Raw genomic sequence first — 20,030 nt, forward strand, 5'->3', positions numbered from 1 at the left:
GGCTGCTTGGGAGACAGGTTGCTTGTCCCTTGGCGAGTGAGTGTGAACATTACTAATAGAATCGGGAAATCTGCAAATAGAGACGTCTTTTTGCAAATAGATCGGTTGAATCTGCAAATAGAATGGCCATTTCTGCAAATAGGGAGGGGAATCCTGCAAATAGAGCCATCCAGCTCGGCAGATGCTGCTGCTTTAATAGAAAATAACACTTTTAAATAGATTCTAGTTTCGGAGTTTGTAAATTGTGATGTGTGAATGTGAACATTACTAATAGAATCGGGAAATCTGCAAATAGAGACGTCTTTTTGCAAATAGACCGGTTGAATCTGCAAATAGAATGGCCATTTCTGCAAATAGAGGGGGAAATTCTGCAAATAGAGCAATCCAGCTCGGCAGATGTTGCTGCTGTAATAGAAAATAACACTTTTAAATAGATTCTAGTTTCGGAGTTTGGCAGTTGTGATGTGTGAATGTGAACATTACTAATAGAATCGGGAAACCTGCAAATAGAGACGCTCTTTTTGCAAATAGACCGGGTAAATCTGCAAATAGAATGGCCATTTCTGCAAATAGAGAGGAGAATTCTGCAAATAGGCAGTTTCGCACGGCTGCTTTTATAAAAAAAAAGACAGAGAGCATCCATCCCCCTGTCTTGTCTAATACGATTATGTATCCAAAAACGTCTTCCCCTTCAGCTGATTCAATGTCACCACAAAGTCGTGCAGCAGCTTGTAGGAGTTCTCCATATCATCCAAATCCACTACTTCAATCGGCGTATGTGTATAGCGGGACGGGATGGAGATAACCCCTGAAGTGACGCCTTTGTTTGTCATATGGATTGCGCCGGCATCTGTTCCGATTCCCATGAAGACTTCATGCTGATATGGGATATCCCCTTTTTCGGCCACTTTTTCGAGGTGCTGAGTGACAAGCGGATGGGCAATCAGTGATTTATCAGCGATTTTGATGCAAGGGCCATCGCCAAGGATTCTTGTGCCTGTCATGAGCACGTCAAATGTGTCGCTTGTTGGCGTTGTATCAAGTGCCAGCGCAAAATCAGGTTCTACCGCAGCAGATACAACGGATGCTCCTCGTAACCCAACTTCCTCTTGAACCGTAAAGGCACCGTAAATATCGCCATGCTGAGTTCCATTTCTTCCAATATTTTGAAGTAGACGAATCAATAGGGCGCAGCCTGCCCGGTCGTCCAAAGCTTTGCCCGTAACGCGGTTATTTCCTATTTTCTTGAACTCGGTGCCATAGCTGATAGGCTGTCCAATCTTGATTCCCATTTCCACGGCTTCCTCGGCTGTACGGGCTCCGATATCAATATAAAGATCGCGGTGGCTGGAAATGCGCTTTGGGTCGTCCCATTTCACATAATGGGCTGAAATGGTTCCAATCACTCCATCTATATTGCCTTTGTCAGAACGGATTTTAACCGGCAATGATAAAAGAATACGGTCATCGAATCCGCCTAATTTCTCAAATCGAATTAACCCATTCTCTTCGATTTTTTTCACGATAAACCCAATTTCATCGGTGTGGGCTGCAATGACTAAAGAAGGAAAATCCGGGTTATTCCCTTTCTTTTTCACAATCAGGTTCCCGACTGAATCGACGTGGTATTCATCCACATAATCCTTCACTTCATTTAAAATAAATCGTTGAACATCCTGTTCAAAACCGCTTGGACCTACGATATCGCATAAACCTTTTAATAATTCATACACAGTGATACCCTCCTTAAATATGAAAAGAGTCCCCCGCAAACGCAGGGGCCCTTGCTTTTAATTCGTTAAGTAAACCTTCGTAAAATCATCATCTTCCATTGGGTGTGCAGTGAATCCCTGAACATAAGCTGCCATTGCGATTGGCGGTGTTGTATGTGCAAGCGTCACCCACGGGGCATCTTCATGAAAAATTTCCTGAGCCTGCTGGTATAGCTTTGCCCGTTCTTCCTGATCAAATGTTACACGGGCGTCCTGCAAAAGCTTCGTGAATTCTTCGTTTTCATAGAACGCACGGTTGCTCGCAGGTTTCTCCGTATTCGTTGCACTCAGGTTCGGGAACAGGAAGTTATCCGGATCGGCCATAACGCCTGTCCAGCCGTATAAGCCCATTGGATGTTCCCCGTTTCCAGACTTTTGAAGGTACGTTGCCCATTCATAGGTAACGATTTCCGCTTCGATGCCAACTTTCTTCAAATCTGACTGGATTGCTTCTGCCACCTTCATCGGCTGCGGCATATACGGTCTTGGGTTGCTCATCGCCCAAAGCTGGGTCTTGAATCCATCTGGATATCCTGCTTCTGCTAATAGTTTTTTCGCTTCTTCCACATTGAATTTGTAGTCTTCAATGCTGTCATTATAGCCCCAAAGCACAGATGGGAATGGGTTTTTCGCCACTTCGGCATAGCCATTATAAAAAGCATCCACAATGGCCTGTTTATCAATGGCCATATTGACTGCCTGGCGGACTTTAACATCATCGAAAGGCGCCATTTGTGTATTCAGAACCATGTAGCCGATGTTAAAGCTTGGGCGCTTGACAAGACTTAAGTTTGAATCAGCTTCAATGGTCGTGGCATCATCCGGATTTAACCCATCGATGATATCGACTTCACCCGCTTGGAGGGCAGTCAGACGTGAGGAATTCTCCGGAATTACACGGAAGATCAGTTCATCCAGATATGGCCCTTCGCCTGCATAATTTTCATTTTTCTTTAGGACGATTTTGTCATTGGTTTTCCAGCTATCAAATACGAATGGGCCTGTTCCCACTGGATTTTGATAGAATTTGTCACCATGTTTTTCAATCGCCGCAGGACTTGCAATTCCAAACATAGGTATAGCCAAATAGCTGATAAACGGAGCTGTCTTTTCCGTTAATTTAAACTCTACTGTTGATTCATCAACTGCTTTTACATACTCGATCTTATGGTTGGAATCCCCTTTAAACCCTCCATACAAGAAAGGGTAGTATGGAAAATCCCCTTTGTGATAGGGGTTTTCAGGATCCATCCACCGATCAAAGTTGAACACGACTGCTTCCGCATTAAAATCGGTTCCATCCTGGAACTTAATGCCCTTTTTAAGGGTAATGGTCCATGTAAGTCCATCGTCTGAGACTTTGTGAGATTCTGCTAATCCCGGCTTAACTTCTAGATTTTCGTCATATACAAACAATGTTTCAAAGATATTGCTTGTTACACGGATGGATTCGCCATCCGTTACATTGATGGGATCCAGTCCAATCGCATCAGCACCGCGGGCATAAATTAATGAGCCTCCATCTTTTGAATCGCCGCTGCTGCCGCCTGATGCTTTTTCACTGCTGCCGGAACATGCTGAAAGCAGCAATGAAAGAATCAGTAAAATGCTTAAAACTAGTGAAGACTTGCCTTTCATTGTTTTTCCCCCTTGTGGTTTTATGTAGCTGAAAGTAAGAAAAAGTGGTATTTTTAGACTTTTCATACTTTTTAATAAAAATTAGTATATATTAGATTATCGAAATATTCTACTATATTTTTAGAGTCGAAATGTTTATTTTGAAAAGCTTGTCTTATAAGCTTCTTTACCATTAGGCTTGTAAGCGATTACATTAAATAATAATTTTCAGGATAGCAAAAAAACTGACCCAGTCAGTCTGAGCCAGTCATTCTTCTATTATTTATGAAAATCTACATTCTCTTTTCCTTCACCAAACACCACTGATGTCTGGCTGGGTTTCGTTTCAGCAATTATTTTTCCATTTCTTATTGAATACCTGACAGCGGCCTGCCTCCTGATTGCTTCATACTCATTTTCCGCATCCAGAATAATCAGGTTGGCCGGCTTTCCTTCTTCAATTCCATATTTCGCTTCAATATTTAGTGTTTTAGCACTGTTATTTGTAATCAGGTCAAAGGAGTTAACAATTTGCTCATACCCCATCAGCTGTGATACATGGATGCCCATATGGAGCACCTGCAGCATATTGCCGGTGCCAAGCGGATACCATGGATCAAAGATGTCGTCATGGCCGAAGCTTACATTTAGCCCTGCTTCGAGCAGTTCTTTTACTCTTGTGATTCCCCTGCGCTTCGGATACGTATCAAAGCGTCCCTGCAGATGGATGTTTACGAGCGGGTTGGCGACAAAGTTAATGTTTGAAAGCCTCAAAAGTCTGAACAGCTTGTAGGTATATGCATCATTATACGAGCCCATTGCCGTTGTATGGCTGGCTGTTACCCTGCTGCCCAATCCGCGTTCATAGGCTTCCGCTGCCACAACTTCCACAAAGCGCGACTGTTCATCATCGATTTCATCGCAGTGGATATCGACAAGGCGGTCATACTTTTCAGCAAGATCAAAGGCCGTTTTCATTGAAGCAACGCCGTACTCCCTTGTGAACTCGAAATGAGGAATGCCTCCTACCACATCAGCCCCCATTTTCAGCGCTTCCTCCATGAGTTCGGCGCCGCTTGGATACGAATTGATTCCCTCCTGCGGGAAAGCTACCAGCTGGAGGTCCACATAGTCAGCCATTTCTTCTTTTACTTCCAAAAGTGCCTTTAATGCCGTAAGACTTGGATCGGTTACATCCACATGGGTGCGGACATGCTGGATTCCCTGTGCAATTTGCCATTTCAATGCCGTTTTGGCCCTTGTTTTCACATCTTCATGTGTCAGGGTTTCTTTTCTTTGTGCCCATCTTTGAATGCCTTCAAATAAAGTTCCGCTCTGGTTCCATTCCGGTTCTCCTGCTGTCAGGGTTGTATCCAGGTGAATATGGGGTTCGATGAAGGGTGCCGAAACTAGGGATCCGGCAGCGTCCAGAATTTCCCCGCCGGTATCCGCTTCCCCTTGTGATAAGCTATGAATCTTTCCGTCTTGTATCGCTATATTCCACAAGCCTTCCCGGCCTCTTAGTTTTGCATTTTTAATAATCACTTCTTAGTTCCCCTTCCCTGACTGTATTTCTGCCTTGTAATGAAGCCGCCAATTTTGATGCCAGGACAAATGTTATTGCTGAACCTAATAGCGAGTTGACTGGCGGGATTCCCGGCACGAAATTTGCAGCGGCTACACCTGCTGCCCAAGCAAGGATAGCGATCCAGTTAACAGCCTTAAACTTCATATCTGCAAACTTCTTATACTCGCCTCGATTCACGATAAAGTAATCTGCTAAAATGATAGCCCCGATGGATGGCAGCGTCGAACCCAGAATCGTCAGGAACCCGACAAAGTTGTTGTACAGCCACATGGCTGCAATTGTCCCGACAATCCCGTTAAAGATGACAACCTTTCCTTTTCGTATCTTTAAAATGCTCGCAAACCCTAAGCCTGATGCATATAAAGCGTTATCGTTCGTTGTCCAGATGTTTAAACCAAGAACCAGAATCGCCGGGAAAATCAATTTTTGGATAAACATGACTTCTGAGATATCCGATTGCCCTGTTGCAATTGCACCGATTGCACCGAACAGGAACATAATTGAGTTTCCGATGAAGAAGGCGATGACGGTTGATACTACCGCCGAACGCTTTGTATTTGAGAAACGTGCAAAGTCTGGTGTCAGTGTGCCTGCACTGATAAACGAGCCTACGCAAATTGTTAAAGCCGCCGCCAGGCTAATGGCCTCTGTTGGCTGATATTGCATAAGCCCTTCCAGGCCGCCTGCAGTTTCTGTTGCTTTAAAAACGGAGAAGCTTCCAAGAATAGTGATTAAAGGTACTGCTATGAAGCTTAAGATTGCCAGTGCCTTCATGCCGAAGAAGGCTGTGCCTGTCATCAGGAGACCTGCCACCGCAATCAGAAGATATGCATCAATTCCTGTTACTTTTTGAACCGGCAGCGCAAACATCGCTACCCCAACGCCGAACCAGCCAACCTGGGTGGCAGCCAGCAGGAAGGATGATAGGTAGGATCCTTTTTCACCAAAAGCATACCGGGTGAGCAGGTGTGTTGATAGGCCTGTCTTCGCCGCGATATAGGCAAGTGCTCCTGTGTAAGCACCTAAAATCAAGTTGCCTGCCAGAACGATTCCGATAAATTGAATGAACGTTAATCCTGTTCCAAGCGTTCCGCCTGACCACATGCTGGCCGAGAAGAAGGTAAGGCCGAGCATCACCACAAGCATTTTCCAAAATCCATTGCGGTGCCCTTGAGGTACCGCTTCTAACGAAAAATCCAAATCTACTTTTTTCATACCAATTCCTCCAATCGATTTTTGAAACTGGTACCGAAGGATCTTCGATAGTAAGTGGATGGAAAAAGAAAAAGGCTTCTCGCCGTTTTCCGACAAGAAGCCTTTTTCCTGCATGAATAACCCTTGGGCAGGATACACCTAACCCATTAGTCATCATACTTCCGCTGTCCTTGTCAGCCTCACGGGACTGATTTAAAGGTACCAGTATTTAATTGTCTATTATTATTTCAGAAAAGATTAATAGTGTCAAGGTGGAAATTTTTCAGGGCATCAGCTTAGCAGGTTGTGAACCCTGTTGTTACCTGTCCAATACCGTGCGATCCAACATAGAAAATAGCCCTTCCAAAAGGAATAGGACTATTTCAATATCCACGACCAGGCTTCCTCCAGCTGATGGCCTTCAAAGTATTCGACTGTAATCCCAGGCAGGTAGTTCGTGACCTTTGAAACAGTTCCAATCCAGTCTTTATCACTGACAACAGCGAATTTATTAAACTGCTTCCACCTTTTTATATCAAATTCCATTCCTTCCGCAGCTCCTTGAAAAGTTGTTCCGTCTACATCCGTCAAGATGGCCAGGATATTGAATTTCTGGTCATCTTTAAAATTTTCTCTCACGTATTGATCCAGTTTTTCAGCATCTTCCTTTGTTGCATTGCCATTGAATGCGAGGGCAATGATAGAGGGAGAGCGGGATTCTATGAATTGAAGCATAATGATTACCTCCAAATGGTTTTATTGAGGTAAATTCCCGATTAAGCGGGCTGCGAAACTAGCAGTGGGGAGTTTTTTAGTGAAATGGAGTGTGCTAGTTGCAGGTTTGTGATTCTATTTGCAAGTTTAGCGCTACTTTTTGCAGAATGAAAAACTCTATTTGCATGTTTGCGATTCTATTTGCAGAATGAAAAACTCTATTTGCATGTTTGCGATTCTATTTGCAGAATGAAAAACTCTATTTGCATGTTTGCGATTCTATTTGCAGAATGAAAAACTCTATTTGCATGTTTGCGATTCTATTTGCAGATTCAAATACTCTATTTGCATGTTTGCGATTCTATTTGCAGAAATCCAGATTCTATTTGCAAGTTCAACATTCTATTTGCAAAAATCCAAATTCTATTTGCACCGTTGACAATTCGGAATTCGTTTCCAACAAAAAATAGAACCAGCCATCACGCCGGTTCTATAGATTATTTCTTACTGTAAAATCGATCCCGAACCTTTTTCAGGCGGGCATGATAGTTTAAGATATCAAGTCTTGCTTTCTCTGCTTCAGGTGCAATCGGCCGAAGCTTTTCAATTTCCCAGTAGTCTATAATGACATCCAATACCTGATCAAAGTATTCAAGCGGGCCGTAGTTGGCCTCTTTAGCGATGATAGCCATACGGTTTTCAAAATCCGGCATGACCGCACCCGGCATTTTAAAGTTCATGATGACATTCGCCAAGTAGTAGCAATAGTTAGGTTCTAATTGCAGGTGATGTTTTATAACGTCTCTGTAAAAAGTATAATGCAGGGTCTCATCCTTAGCCAAACGCCTCAGCAGGCTGGACAAATCCTTGTCATGAGGGCCCGCTACCTTCGCCACATTATAATAAAACACCATGGTGGCCAGCTCCTGCATGGAGGTATAAACCATCGTTTCAAATGGCGTATGGAAATCAGGATTCCAGCCGTTTTCCACTGTTTGCTTGTGAAGCTGGTGAAGCCTTCCCGGATGGACATTCCGGGTGATTAACAGATAGGTTTCAAGCAGGTTGGAGTGCTGATCCTCTTCCGCTGTCCAGGTATGGACAAACTCCTTGATAACACTCAATGAACCTTTAAATGTCTGGTCCAAATAAGAGGTGAACCATGGGAGATTTACTTCTGTCAGGAGAGCTGTCTCCACAGCCGTAATGACGGACTCCGGAAGTGTCACCTGGCTCTCATCCCAGGGAACACGGCGGAAATCCTGCGCTTTATCCCATGGGAGAAATTCGTGATAGCCCCAGTCTATTTTTTCAGCCCGCTTTTTGTGCTCCTCATACAACTCTCTTACCTTCGGCTCCAGACGAAAATCGAGATGATTTGTTAACAAGTGTAGACCTCCATTGCGATTTTATAGCTAACTATTATGACCTGTTACTAATTTAACTATATCATATTTGTACGTTAACTAACTAATAGGAAAATCGAATTTTCAGGAAATTAGTTCTTTAAACACGCAAATTTCCGCTTCCTTTCGACGTCAATCTCCAGCGGGTGACAGCATTCGTTTCGACATAGGTCGACAGTCATTGATTTCAGTAAATTTATTGTATAATAATGTGAAAATATAATTCTTTCGGACAATGATTGTGGTAAAATTATCTAAAATATGTCGACGGGAGAGGATCGGAAAAGTGAAAAAACAGATTGTCACACTAGCAGCCGCTGCTATGCTATCTTCAGGTTTTGCCGCTAAGGCTTCGGCTGATACACATGTGGTGAAAAAGGGGGACACTCTATATCAGTTAGCCGTAAAGTACAAAACCACTGTGACAGAGCTTAAATCTATTAACAAATTAAGTTCAGATTCCCTTTATATTAATCAATCACTTCAAGTGCCTGGCACTGTAATCAGTGCTCCATCTGTTAGACCGCCAGCTCCGGCTCCTGCTATTCCAAGTGCAGCCAATACATATATAGTCAAATCAGGCGATTCTTTGTCTAAAATTGCTCTGAATCATAAAATCAATTTAAAAGATTTAATGAGCTGGAATCAGCTTACTCATCATATTATTCATCCTGGACAAGTATTAAAGGTATCAAAAACGGCTTCAGGCAATAATACTAAAAAGCCTTCTGCTGCCCCGGCGCCTCCGCCAGCCGCTGCTCCTTCTGGAAGTTCCGGCAATTATATAGTGGTTAAAGGTGATACACTAAGCCTGATTGCCAGCAGAAATAACATAACAGTTCAGCAGATAAAAGATTGGAACAAACTCAGCTCAGACTTGATTTTCATAGGACAAAAGCTCATATTAAGCGCAGCAGGTCAAAAGTCGGCAACAGAAAAACCGGCTGAAGAAGTGAAAGAAGAAAGCGGTTCTGCAGCCGCTGTTTTGGCGGAGGCCCAGAAATATATCGGTGTTCCGTACAAGTGGGCAGGCACTGCGCCTGATGGGTTTGACTGCAGCGGATTTATCTATTATGTATTAAATAAAAGCGGATCAACGCTTGGAAGGTATTCAACCGACGGCTACTACAGCCGCTCATATTATATTAGCCAGCCTCAGCCAGGTGATTTAGTATTTTTCGAGAATACATACAGACAGGGCATTTCTCATATGGGCTTTTACATAGGAAATAACCAGTTCATCCATGCAAGCTCCAATGGCGTGGAGATTACAAGCCTCGAAAATTCTTATTATAAGAAACACTTCGATGGATTTAAGAGATTTTATTAGACACCTGTAATGAAAAAACCGCCGGTGCAAAACACCGGCGGTTTCCTCTTATAGTTTGAATCGGCCAACAAGCTTATTAAGCTCTTCTGCCATTTGCGAAAGCTCCTCAGAACTCCGCGATACTTCCTCCATGCTGCTGCTTGTCTGCTGGGATGAAGCGGATGTTTGTTCAATTCCTGCAGCTGCTTCTTCTGAAACAGAAGCAATTTCCTCAATGGATGCCCCCATTTGCTGACTTTTACCTGCCATGGTTTCCATTTTTTCAGTGATGGATTGAATGCTGTCCGCCATCTCTTTAATAGCAGTGCTGATTTCTGTAAATGTCTCTCCGGTTGTTTTAATTTGTCTTGTGCCTTTTTCAACTTCCTGATAACCGCCCTGCAAGGATTCTGCGACATTGGCTGATTCAGTCTGGATACTGGAAACGATGCCCGTAATATCTGTTACCGAGACCGTGACTTCTTCCGCCAGTTTCCTCACTTCATCTGCCACAACAGCAAACCCGCGACCCTGTTCACCCGCACGCGCGGCTTCAATTGCCGCATTAAGTGCCAATAAATTGGTCTGATCTGCAATATCCTTAATGACGGATACGAGCTTCGAAATTTCCTGTGACTGGGCATCCAGGCTTTTCATCTTTCCAACACCATCCTGGACAATCTGATCAATAATGCCCATCTGCTGAATCGAAGCGTCCATTAACCTGCTGCCGTTTGCGGTCATATCTATGACCTTCCTGGAAGATTCAAACACAGCTTCTCCACTTGAACTGGCTTCCTGCATGTTTTCGGTGAATGTCTCCATAAAAGCAGAGAGATTAGAAGCATGTGTCGCCTGTGCTTCAGATCCCGATGCGAGCTCCTGCATAGTAGAAGCAACCTGCTGGGACCCGGCCTTTACTTCCTCTGCTGACTGTGACAGCTCTTCGCTTTGGCTGCTGACCGTCTGTGATACCTCGTAAACCTGCTGGATCGTCGTTCTCAGATTATGGCCCATAATATTTACAGCCTCTGCCAGACGCCCGATCTCATCTTTTCCCCTGTATTGGATTTCCTGAACGTCCAGTTCTCCTTTGGCGATGCGATTGGTTATTCCAACAACTTCATTCAGATTACGCGATACCATCCGGCTGATGAAGAATGTGATTAGCGCCCCGAGGATAACTGCGGTCAGCATAGAAATGATAAGCGTATTAAAGGTTTTAATTTGGCTTTCCTTTGCAGCTTTAACCGCCTGCGCCCGCTCTTCATTCACAATTACTTGCAGTTCGTCTAGTAATTGGACAGTTTCAAGCTGGATTTCACTGGCCTCACCGGCAAATTGCTCACTTGCTTCCATGTCGCCCTTGTCCATTGCAGGTACGAGTTTTTTATAAAAAAGATCGTTTAACTGTTGATCCTTGGCGACAATTTGATCAAAAATGGCCAGCTTCTCTTCCGTATCCATCTTCTCTCTTATTATTGCTTCCAGCTCATTAAATTGTTCCCGCCGATCCTGGAATTCATCAATAAACTTTGCTTCAGGCTTGTATAAATACTCAAACACTCTCATTGCTTTCGCACGGGTAAGCGAGCCCATTTCAGCAATATGTACCGCCCGTTCTCCACGCCGCTCCAGGGCACTTACATTATCGCCAATATTCTTTACCAATCCTAATACAACAGCTGTTGCAATGCCGAAAAGGATAAATACGATCAGCAGGGTGCCCCCGTATTTCCAGCCAATTTTAATATCTCTAAGCTTTTTCATGATGCTGCCCTCTCCTCGTGATCAATATATGTACAAATTATTTATCGGCAACTTGCAGGCTTTTTCCAGGTCTTTTCTCCTATTAACCAAATAAAAACCCGGCTGAATGTACCAGCCAGGTTTCTATTTTTCAATCAAAGTTTGATTAAATACAGTTATTATTAAGCACATCTTTATTAAAACTTCAACTCATAAACCTTCCGCGGCCGCCCGCGCTGCCCGGGCTGTTCTTCACCCGTTACTTTGGCTAGCCCCAGCCGCTCGAGCTCCGCCATAATCCTTCTTGAGTTGCGTTCGGTGTTTTTCAGCCACCTTGAGACTTCCTGTGCCGTGACAATCTTTTTTTGGTAGTGCCTCGAAAGGTACTCGATTTTGGATACGATTGCCGGGTTGATTTTGGCGCCCTTAAAGCGTTCTTCCCATTCCTCTCCCCAAATGCGCTGCTGATAAGAAATTGCCTCTTCGCCGCTTTCGGAAAGGTGTTCTTTAATTTCCTTGTTTTCATCGACACTAATCACAGGAGAAGCTTTCTCGTCACGTGCATATTGGAGGGCTAGCCTTACATTCTGCTCTGCATCATAAGCTGTCAGCCCGTACCCCACACCGATTCTGACCTTCAGCTTGCTGTGGATTTTCGCTTCTTCTATAAGAGAGTACATGGACGCTTCCTGAAAGTGTATATCCATCTCGCCCCGGGTTGTATAAATAAAGAATAGACCATCCCCGATTTGCACAAAGGAGCCCTGGACTTTTTCGGCATAGTCAAGCATGACCTGTTTGATTTCCAGCTCATGCCGCTTCATTTCATAGGTAAAATGCTGCTCTTCGAGTGAGCTTGGAGAGTGAACGACTTCCATTCCCATAATCGCTATCTGGGAGCGTTTATACCAGTTGGATTGGCCTCTTTCCCTTAGATAGCGGAGTACAAGTTTTATGGCGACAGGTGACGGAACCACCCGATAGCATGGAATTCCCTGCTCCCTCAGCCGGTCATGCACCTCCTGGACACAAGTCAATGCAACCTCCGTCTTCCCTTCCTCAAAAAGCTTCTTATGAAAACGGATGATTTCCTCTGCCGGCTCGTATTCATTGTAGGAAAAAGTATGGATGTTTAAGTCCCCTAAAAAGTATGTATTCTTTAGTATATCAAGCTCCGATTCCTGAATGGTGTCCAGGCTTGCCTGCTGAAATCCACCTTCCCTGATATGTGCTTCAAGGAGTGTTCCCAGAAGGCTGGAGCCATATAGAGGGGGATAATGGGCGTTTTCTTCTCCAATCAGCCCTTTTGAACGCGCGTAATAATAAGGAGCCTGTCCGGAGAAAAACCATAAATCGATTTCCGTTTTATGTTCCCTGATAATCTTTTCCGTTTCTTTTGTTTCCTTATAAATGTATGGAATCATCTCAAGCTCGCTGTATTCACGCGACAAGGCAAGAATGTGTCCAACGGAGTCTCCCGGCCCCACTACCCCAACGCGAATCTTCATTCTTTCCCACCTGCTTCTTCTTTATATGCTTGTTTCATTTTTTAAATAGTGAGCGATAATCTCTGTTCCCATTTCCAGGTCTTCAATAGAGGCAAACTCCTCAGGATGGTGGCTGAGCCCATTTTTGCAGGGAATGAATAAAAGCCCTGAAGGCCATTTGGCCGCCATATTCATGACATCATGGCCAGCACCGCTTTCAAGCACCAACGCTTTGTATCCTAACGCTTCTCCTGATTGCTGCAGTTTCCCCATCACTGTCTCATCCAGCAGAATGGATGGATTATGAACAAGCGTTTTTACTTCTATTTTAACACCAAAATCCTCAGAAAGCTGATGACATTTTTCACGGATAAGCTTCTCCATTTCTTTTTTCAGTGAATCGTCCACACTGCGGATATCGACTCCAAGCTCAGCCGTTCCGGGAATCACATTCATGGCGTTCGGCTTTAGTTCAAAAGTGCTTGCTGTTGCCACAATCGGCACCGCATTGGAATCCGATAAAGCAAGAGCTGTCTCTGATATGAATGGAACGAGAGGTGCAGCCGCAACAAAGGCATCCTTTCGTTTGCCCATTGGGGTTGTTCCTGTGTGCCCCATTTGTCCATTGATGATTACCTTTAAGCGGATTGGACAGGCAACTGCCGTCACTGCTCCAAAGTCTGCACCGGCCTCTTCCACTCTGGTTCCCTGCTCAATGTGAAGCTCGATAAAACTTTTTATAGCTGACTCCGGCCGTTCAGCTTCTTCAATTGCATCCCATGACAGTCCCATGTCCTCGATTGCCTGGCGGATGGTGATGCCATCCTCATCCGTTACACCTTCCACTTCATTCTTATTAAGAAGGCCGCTCATTGCCTTGCTGCCAATGGTTGATACGCCAAAACGGGATGATTCTTCAGAAGCAAAACAAATGATTTCTATTGGTGAAGCAGGCTGGAACCCTTCTTCCTTCAAAACTTTCACGGCAGCCAGACCACAAAGGACGCCCGCCACTCCATCATAGCCTCCTCCGCCTTTCACCGTGTCTACATGAGAACCTACAGCAACAGCAGGTGAGGAATCTACAGCTTCCCAGCGGGCAATCGCATTCCCCGCCTCATCTCTTCGAACCTTCAAACCGATATCCTCAGCAATGGAAACAAATACATCAATGGCCCGCCATTCTGCTTCCGTGTAGCCTAACCGGCAGAACCCTTCCGCCTGAACCATGCTGTCTGTTAAATTTAACGCTTTCAGATGCTTATCCAGCCATTCTTTCATTTTCAGCACTCCTCCCTAATCTAAAATGAGGCAGATTGCTCTGCCTCATCCATTCCTTAATTTAATTTTTTTATAGCTTCAAACAGCAGCTGGACGGCATTCATCATCGTATCTTCATTAATATCAAACTTCTCGTTATGATGGCCTGCCGCCAGTTCTGTGCCGAAAATACAGTATGTCGCCTGTCCCCCATTTTGCTGAATACGCTCCATGAAGAAGGTTGCGTCCTCAGAGCCTGCAGGTGAATTGTCTTCAAGAAGGCTTTCTTTTATATAGGAAGCTTCTTGTGCACAGGCATGCAGGACGGAAGCCAGCTCTTTTGAGCCTTGAGCATTAATGGCCTCGCCCACAGTCTGAATCTCGTATTCCACTCCATACATTTGGGCTGATCCTGCGATAACAGCTTCGGCCTGTGCTTTGACAAATTCGTTAATTTTTGTCGTTTCCCCGCGTGTTTCAATTTTCAGCACCGCTTTATCTGCAATAATATTGCGGCCAGAGCCTGCATGCAATTCACCAACATTGATGCGGGTTGCCCCTTCAGAGTGACGCGGAATAGCGTAAATATTCAGAGCGGCAGAAGCAGCGGCCAGCAGGGCGTTTTTCCCCTCTTCCGGATTTCCGCCTGCATGGGATGAAACTCCTTTAAACGTTACATCAAGCTTTGAAGTCGCGAGGAATCCATTTTTTGATGCCACAAAATGTCCATCTGGAACTCCTGTGCCGACATGTGAGGCAATTAAATAATCCACATCATCAACAACTCCTGCTTCGGCCATTGAACGAGCCCCGCGGGTGCCTTCTTCGGCAGGCTGAAAAATCAACTTGATTTTCCCCTTAAGGCTGTCTTTATTTTCCGCAATCAATGTTGCCAGGCCAAGCCCAATCGTTGTATGGGCATCATGTCCGCAGGCATGCATCGTGTTTGGAACTGCAGACCTGAATCCTTCTCTTTGCGGAAAATGGCTGTCTGCCTCTGATTCATGGATCGGCAATGCATCCATATCCACACGAAAGGCGATGGTCGGCCCTTCCTTTTGCGTATCCATTGTCGCGACAATGCCTGTATAGCCGTCTATGAAGGGTTCAATATAATCATTTTTCGCGCCATTTTCGAGAGCCCATTGATAATGTGCGGCTGTTTCCTCCTGATTAGGCTTACCCATAAAATAATCAGCGGCCATTACCTCCCTGCCCATTTCCAGCCTGAAGCCTAGTTCATCCAGGATCGATGCGACAATGGAGGCTGTCCGCATTTCCAGGAAGCCTCCCTCTGGATAACGGTGAAAATCACGGCGCCACTCTTTTAATTGAATTTCAAGATTACTCACTTTTTAACCACATCCTATTCTTATAGATAAGGACCGATTCCCGGACCAAACGGGATTCCAAAGAAGACGAACACTAAAAGCATAATGATCCACGTGATCAGGAACGTAATTGAGTACGGAAGCATTAATGAAATGAATGTTCCAATTCCCGCTTTTTTGTCATACTTCTGCATAAACGACAGGGCGATAACCATATATGGCATCATCGGTGTCACAATATTCGTAGATGAATCTGCTACACGGTAAGCCACTTGCGTAAATGCAGGGTGATAGCCAAGCTGCATAAACATTGGAACGAAGACTGGTGCTTCAAGCGCCCACTTCGCTGAACCCGAAGTGATCAGGAAGTTCAGGGAAGCTGTAAAAATGATATAGCCGATAATCAGGCCAATTCCGGTAAACTCCACATCCTTCAGGAACTCTGCTCCATTAACCGCTACCCATGTGGCGATATTAGACCAGCTGAAGTATGCGATAAATTGGGCGATTGCGAAGATTAAGACAATATAGGATGCTAAATCCTTCATAGCCTCTGCCATGAAATTAGCCACATCTTTACTGCTCTTAATGTTGCCTACTGTTACTCCATATACAGTACCGATAATAATGAAGAAGAAGAGAATGATTGGAATAATGCCATCCAGGAATGGAGATGGAACAAGTCCGCCATCTTCATTGGTTAACGGGCTATTTGGTATAAGGATCGCTCCCGCAATAAGGGCAATATAGGCGAACCCGGCAATGGCTGCATTTCGCAAAGCCTTCCCTGCATTAGGCGGATCTTCCTTGATCGCTTCTTTAACCTCTTCGCCTTTGTATTCTCCAAGACGCGGTTCAATGAACTTAGTCGTTACAAGTCCACCGACAATGGTTAAAACAAATACGGAAACAATATTAAAATACCAGTTATCAATTGGTGTAACGACCATGTTTTCATCAATAATCTTTGCAGCTTCTGTTGAAATCCCTGCCAAAAGTGCGTCTGTTCCTGCAATCAGCAGGTTTGCAGTAAAACCGGCACCGGCTGATGCATACCCTGCAGCCAAACCGGCAATCGGGTTACGGCCGATTTTGTAGAAGACCATTGCGGCAAGCGGCGGCACCAGTACCATAGCAGCATCTGATGCGATATTCCCCATGATCCCGACAAATACAACGGTGTACGTAATTAATGCAGGAGGTGATTTTAAAATTGTTTTCTTAATGGCATAATCCAGCATGCCGACTTTCTCGGCAAGACCGATACCGAGCATCATGGACAGAACCAGTCCAAGCGGCGCAAATCCAGTGAAGTTATCAAGCATGGATGTCAGAATAAAATTCAGGCCTTCTCCAGATGCCAGGTTCTTAACTTCCAGTTCCTCTCCAGACCCCGGATGGACAACAGTAGCACCAAAGGCGCTAAATATTGCAGAAACAATAATAACTAACACTGCGAGCCCGGCAAATAATATAAATGGATCCGGGAGCTTGTTGCCGACCTTCTCGACTCCGTTGAGGAATCTCTGGGCAATCCCTGGTTTCTTATTTTCTGTTACCACTTTCTTTCCTTGTTTTTCTGTTTTCATATACTCCCCTCGCTTTTCTGTTTTTGGTTTTTGTTCCTTATGAATGAATCCGCGTTGATTTTCAATGCGGATGCTTGCTATCACTTTGTGGTAAACTTGCAGGATTTAGATTCACCCCTCGGGTTCGGGAATCTTTTGTTTGAAGGGAATCCAGGCAATCCCGGTTCGGACTTTAAACCCTGCATTTCGGCTTTCTCTGTCCGAAGGTGCTCCAGCTCAGACTCAATCGCTCGGATTTCTGCCTCTCCCGTCAAAATAGGAGCCTACTTTAAAGTAGATGGCTTAACCTCTGCAGGAATTGGACATGTGTATGGGTTAGCTTCCTTAAACTCTTTGAATTCCTGTTTAACAGCTTCCAATTCTTCCTGGTCGGTCAGCAGTTTTACAGCGGTTAACGCCATGGCTTCTGCTGCCCGGAGCATGCCTTTGTGGGCATAGCTGCTGATGCCTTGAGTGGTCATCTGCCAGGTATGCAGCGGTGTCCCCAGTGCTGATGTGGATGCTGTCAGCTGCGCGGTTGGAACGACCCAGCTAACATCTGAGACATCCGTAGAGCCGGCAAGGACTTCTTTGGAAGGTTCATAGGCTGAGATGGTTTCAGCCAGGTATTTCCCTTCAAACTCACTGCCGTCCCCTACATAGCCAAACCCTCTTAAAATAGCTAAATAGCTTTCTTTTTCACCATCTGATAGGGTTGTCCAAAGCTTTTCTGCGAATGCCTTTTCTTCTTCATCCGGCTTTTCGATGCCGGCTTCCTGAAGGCTTTGATAAAGAATTTTTTCAAGGCTGCGGTTTGGAATATAATTGGAACAGGCCTTGTCAAACTCAATGGTAAGCTCTGTTTCCGTCATCAGGGCCGCGCCCTCCGCAATTTTGCAAACCCGTTTGTAGATTTCATCCACCTGCTGAACCTTTGGCGCCCGGATCAGATACAGTACTTCAGCGTCTGCCTGTACGACATTTGGCGAGATGCCCCCTGTGTTGGTGATGGCATAATGCATTCTGGCTTCCGGCACGACATGCTCGCGTAGGTAATTCACACCCACGTTCATCAGCTCAACCGCATCGAGGGCACTTCGTCCAAGATGAGGTGAGTTCGCCGCATGTGAGGATAAGCCTTTAAATCGAAAATAAACCTGATAGTTTGCGAGACTCGATAGGCTCATGATGCTGTTTGCCGGAGATGGATGCCATGTTAAGGCTGCGTCCACCCCTTCAAATACTCCTTCGCGGACCATGAAGGTTTTTCCGGAGCCGCCCTCTTCGCCAGGACAACCAAAAAACTTAACAGTCCCAGGCAGATTATTTTCTTCTAAATATTTTTTTGCAGCACAGGCTGCCGCAAAGGCGCCGGTCCCCAGCAGGTTATGGCCGCAGCCATGACCGACATTCAGCCCGGTTGGCTCATACGAAGTTTTATTTGGGACCTGCCCCAATCCAGACAGGGCATCAAATTCACCAAGAAAGCCAATAACAGGAGAACCGCTTCCATAGGTGGCTACAAACGCGGTTTCAATGTTGCCGGATTTGCGTTCCACCTGAAAACCTGCTTTTTCGCATTCAGATGCCAGGAATTCTGCTGATGCATACTCTTCAAATCTAGTTTCAGGATGGTGATAGATATACTCGCTGATTTTTTCAAATGTCTCTTTGTTTTCTGCCAAAAAGGCTTTCGCAAAGTTCATGATTTCCTCCTTATTTTAAATGGCCGAACCGCCATTTATGATATGAATATAAGCGTCGACCGCAACCAGTAAAGCATCTTCGTCAAAATCGAATTGAGGATGGTGGTGAGGATAATCAAGCTTCGTCCCGAACAGCATAAACGTTGCTTTGCCGCCATGCTTCCGGACCCGGTTCATCATAAAGCTGACATCTTCCGATCCGGAGACAGGGACAGAAGGCAGCACTTCTTTCACAAGCTCACTTGATGCACACCATTCGGTAATTTTCGGAATCAGCTCTTCGTCACAGACAACCACTTCCGTAACTCCGACTGCTTCAAGTGTGCAGGACACATCGTGCATATCTGCTGCCGCATGAAGAATCCGGGTCGCTTTTTCAGCCATATATTGAGCAATTTCCGGTGTCTCACCCCGCACTTCTATTTCCATATAACTGTCTCCCGGGATGATGTTCCGGCCGCTGCCTGCAGCCAGCTTCCCAACATTCACCCTGGTGACGCCATCATGATGGCGTGGAATGCCATAGAGGTTGTTAGCAGCCGTTGTCGCCGCCAATAAAGCATTTTTCCCGAGCTCCGGATTAATGCCGGCATGTGAGGAAACACCTTTAAAATAAGCATTGTACTTAGTTGAAGCCAGGAATCCCGGCGTAGTGGCTGCAATTGTTCCAACGGGCAGGGACTTAATGCCAATGTGCCCTGAATAAAAATAATCCACATCATCAAGCCAGCCTTTATCAGTCATGGCCCGAGCACCTCGTCCACCTTCTTCAGCCGGCTGAAACAAAAAGGTAAAACGGCCCTTAAGTTGATCACTTTGTGTAGAGATATACTGAGCTACCCCCAGGCCGATTGCAGTATGTCCGTCATGTCCACATGAATGCATCACATTCTCTTCTTTTGAAACAAATTCGTATTGAGCTGGACGATGGGCGGGATCTGCAGATTCGTTGATCGGCAGGGCGTCAATATCAAAGCGGAAACCAACATGGTCTCCTTTTCTGCCAGTATCCCAGACTGCCACAAGTCCGGTATTCCCGCCGCGCATTTGATCGAGCCAGGACTCTTCAACACCCCAATCCCTCGCCTTCTTCTCTTGAGCTTCAAGATCAGCTTGTGCAGGAAGCCCCATACGGGAATTCTCGTCAAGCGCGTCTTTCCCTAAATAAAGCTTGAAACCCATCTTTTCCAGTTCTTTTCCGATTCTGTATGTAGTGATGTACTCCATGAACCCCAATTCAGGCAGAGCATGCAAAGTGCGCCGCCATTTGATCAGCTGGGGAGTTATTTCTTTTAAAAAGCTGCTGTCCATCATGATCCCCCTTGTTGA

General features: G+C 45.2%; 15 protein-coding genes. 2 read left to right on the forward strand and 13 right to left on the reverse strand.

The genetic code is table 11. The features are described 5' to 3' along the window. The first annotated feature begins 257 nt into the window (after positions 1 to 257). Positions 258 to 434: a hypothetical protein gene (locus PBF_RS26080; protein ID WP_160169244.1), complete on the forward strand. Its 177-nt coding sequence runs from the start codon at positions 258 to 260 to the stop codon at positions 432 to 434. Positions 435 to 665: 231 nt separating this feature from the next. On the opposite strand, the gene PBF_RS04690 is transcribed toward PBF_RS26080, so the two are convergent. The 6 genes from PBF_RS04690 to PBF_RS04715 all read right to left on the reverse strand — a co-directional run bounded on the left by PBF_RS04690 (position 666) and on the right by PBF_RS04715 (position 8,273). Then, positions 666 to 1,733 carry a M42 family metallopeptidase gene (locus PBF_RS04690; RefSeq protein WP_035327733.1) on the reverse strand — a complete coding sequence of 356 codons (1,068 nt, stop codon included), beginning with the start codon at positions 1,731 to 1,733 and terminating at the stop codon, positions 666 to 668. Between the two features lie 57 nt (positions 1,734 to 1,790). After that, complete coding sequence (locus tag PBF_RS04695) at positions 1,791 to 3,410, reverse strand: ABC transporter substrate-binding protein (RefSeq protein WP_035327735.1); 1,620 nt, start codon at positions 3,408 to 3,410, stop codon at positions 1,791 to 1,793. Between the two features lie 258 nt (positions 3,411 to 3,668). Further along, positions 3,669 to 4,934, reverse strand: a complete 1,266-nt coding sequence (locus PBF_RS04700) for a cytosine deaminase (RefSeq protein ID WP_035327737.1) — start codon at positions 4,932 to 4,934, stop codon at positions 3,669 to 3,671. After that, the gene (gene codB / locus PBF_RS04705; protein WP_035328363.1) at positions 4,924 to 6,192 is read right to left on the reverse strand and encodes a cytosine permease; all 1,269 of its coding nucleotides are present in this window, start codon (positions 6,190 to 6,192) and stop codon (positions 4,924 to 4,926) included. Before codB ends, PBF_RS04700 begins: the two co-directional genes overlap by 11 nt. A gap of 357 nt (positions 6,193 to 6,549) precedes the next feature. Further along, positions 6,550 to 6,906 carry an STAS/SEC14 domain-containing protein gene (locus PBF_RS04710; RefSeq protein WP_035327739.1) on the reverse strand — a complete coding sequence of 119 codons (357 nt, stop codon included), beginning with the start codon at positions 6,904 to 6,906 and terminating at the stop codon, positions 6,550 to 6,552. Between the two features lie 476 nt (positions 6,907 to 7,382). Continuing rightward, positions 7,383 to 8,273: an acyl-ACP desaturase gene (locus PBF_RS04715; RefSeq protein ID WP_035327741.1), complete on the reverse strand. Its 891-nt coding sequence runs from the start codon at positions 8,271 to 8,273 to the stop codon at positions 7,383 to 7,385. A 304-nt stretch (positions 8,274 to 8,577) separates the two neighbouring features. Between PBF_RS04715 and PBF_RS04720 the strand changes: the two genes are divergently transcribed. After that, positions 8,578 to 9,621 (forward strand): C40 family peptidase, encoded by a 1,044-nt coding sequence (locus PBF_RS04720; protein WP_035327744.1) that lies wholly within the window; start codon positions 8,578 to 8,580, stop codon positions 9,619 to 9,621. A 48-nt stretch (positions 9,622 to 9,669) separates the two neighbouring features. Here the strand turns inward: PBF_RS04720 and PBF_RS04725 are convergent, their stop codons facing one another. From PBF_RS04725 to PBF_RS04755, 7 genes are all read right to left on the reverse strand, one after another. Continuing rightward, a complete protein-coding gene (locus PBF_RS04725) occupies positions 9,670 to 11,370 on the reverse strand; it encodes a methyl-accepting chemotaxis protein (protein ID WP_035327747.1) in 1,701 nt (566 codons plus the stop codon). Positions 11,371 to 11,546: 176 nt separating this feature from the next. Further along, complete coding sequence (locus tag PBF_RS04730) at positions 11,547 to 12,857, reverse strand: hypothetical protein (RefSeq protein ID WP_035327750.1); 1,311 nt, start codon at positions 12,855 to 12,857, stop codon at positions 11,547 to 11,549. Positions 12,858 to 12,878: 21 nt separating this feature from the next. Continuing rightward, on the reverse strand, positions 12,879 to 14,117 hold the full coding sequence (locus PBF_RS04735; RefSeq protein ID WP_035327753.1) for a M20 family metallo-hydrolase: 1,239 nt from the start codon (positions 14,115 to 14,117) through the stop codon (positions 12,879 to 12,881). A 56-nt stretch (positions 14,118 to 14,173) separates the two neighbouring features. Further along, positions 14,174 to 15,448, reverse strand: coding sequence for a M20 family metallo-hydrolase (locus PBF_RS04740; RefSeq protein WP_035327755.1), 1,275 nt, complete (start codon positions 15,446 to 15,448; stop codon positions 14,174 to 14,176). 20 nt (positions 15,449 to 15,468) lie between these two features. Then, a complete protein-coding gene (locus tag PBF_RS04745) occupies positions 15,469 to 17,016 on the reverse strand; it encodes an AbgT family transporter (RefSeq protein ID WP_035328366.1) in 1,548 nt (515 codons plus the stop codon). 263 nt (positions 17,017 to 17,279) lie between these two features. Then, complete coding sequence (locus PBF_RS04750; protein WP_035327758.1) at positions 17,280 to 18,701, reverse strand: M20 family metallopeptidase; 1,422 nt, start codon at positions 18,699 to 18,701, stop codon at positions 17,280 to 17,282. Positions 18,702 to 18,716: 15 nt separating this feature from the next. Further along, positions 18,717 to 20,012, reverse strand: a complete 1,296-nt coding sequence (locus tag PBF_RS04755) for an amidohydrolase (protein ID WP_035327761.1) — start codon at positions 20,010 to 20,012, stop codon at positions 18,717 to 18,719. Positions 20,013 to 20,030: the final 18 nt, after the last annotated feature.

The sequence above is a fragment of the Cytobacillus firmus DS1 genome (assembly GCF_000565285.1).
GTDB lineage: Bacteria > Bacillota > Bacilli > Bacillales > Cytobacillaceae > Cytobacillus > Cytobacillus firmus_A.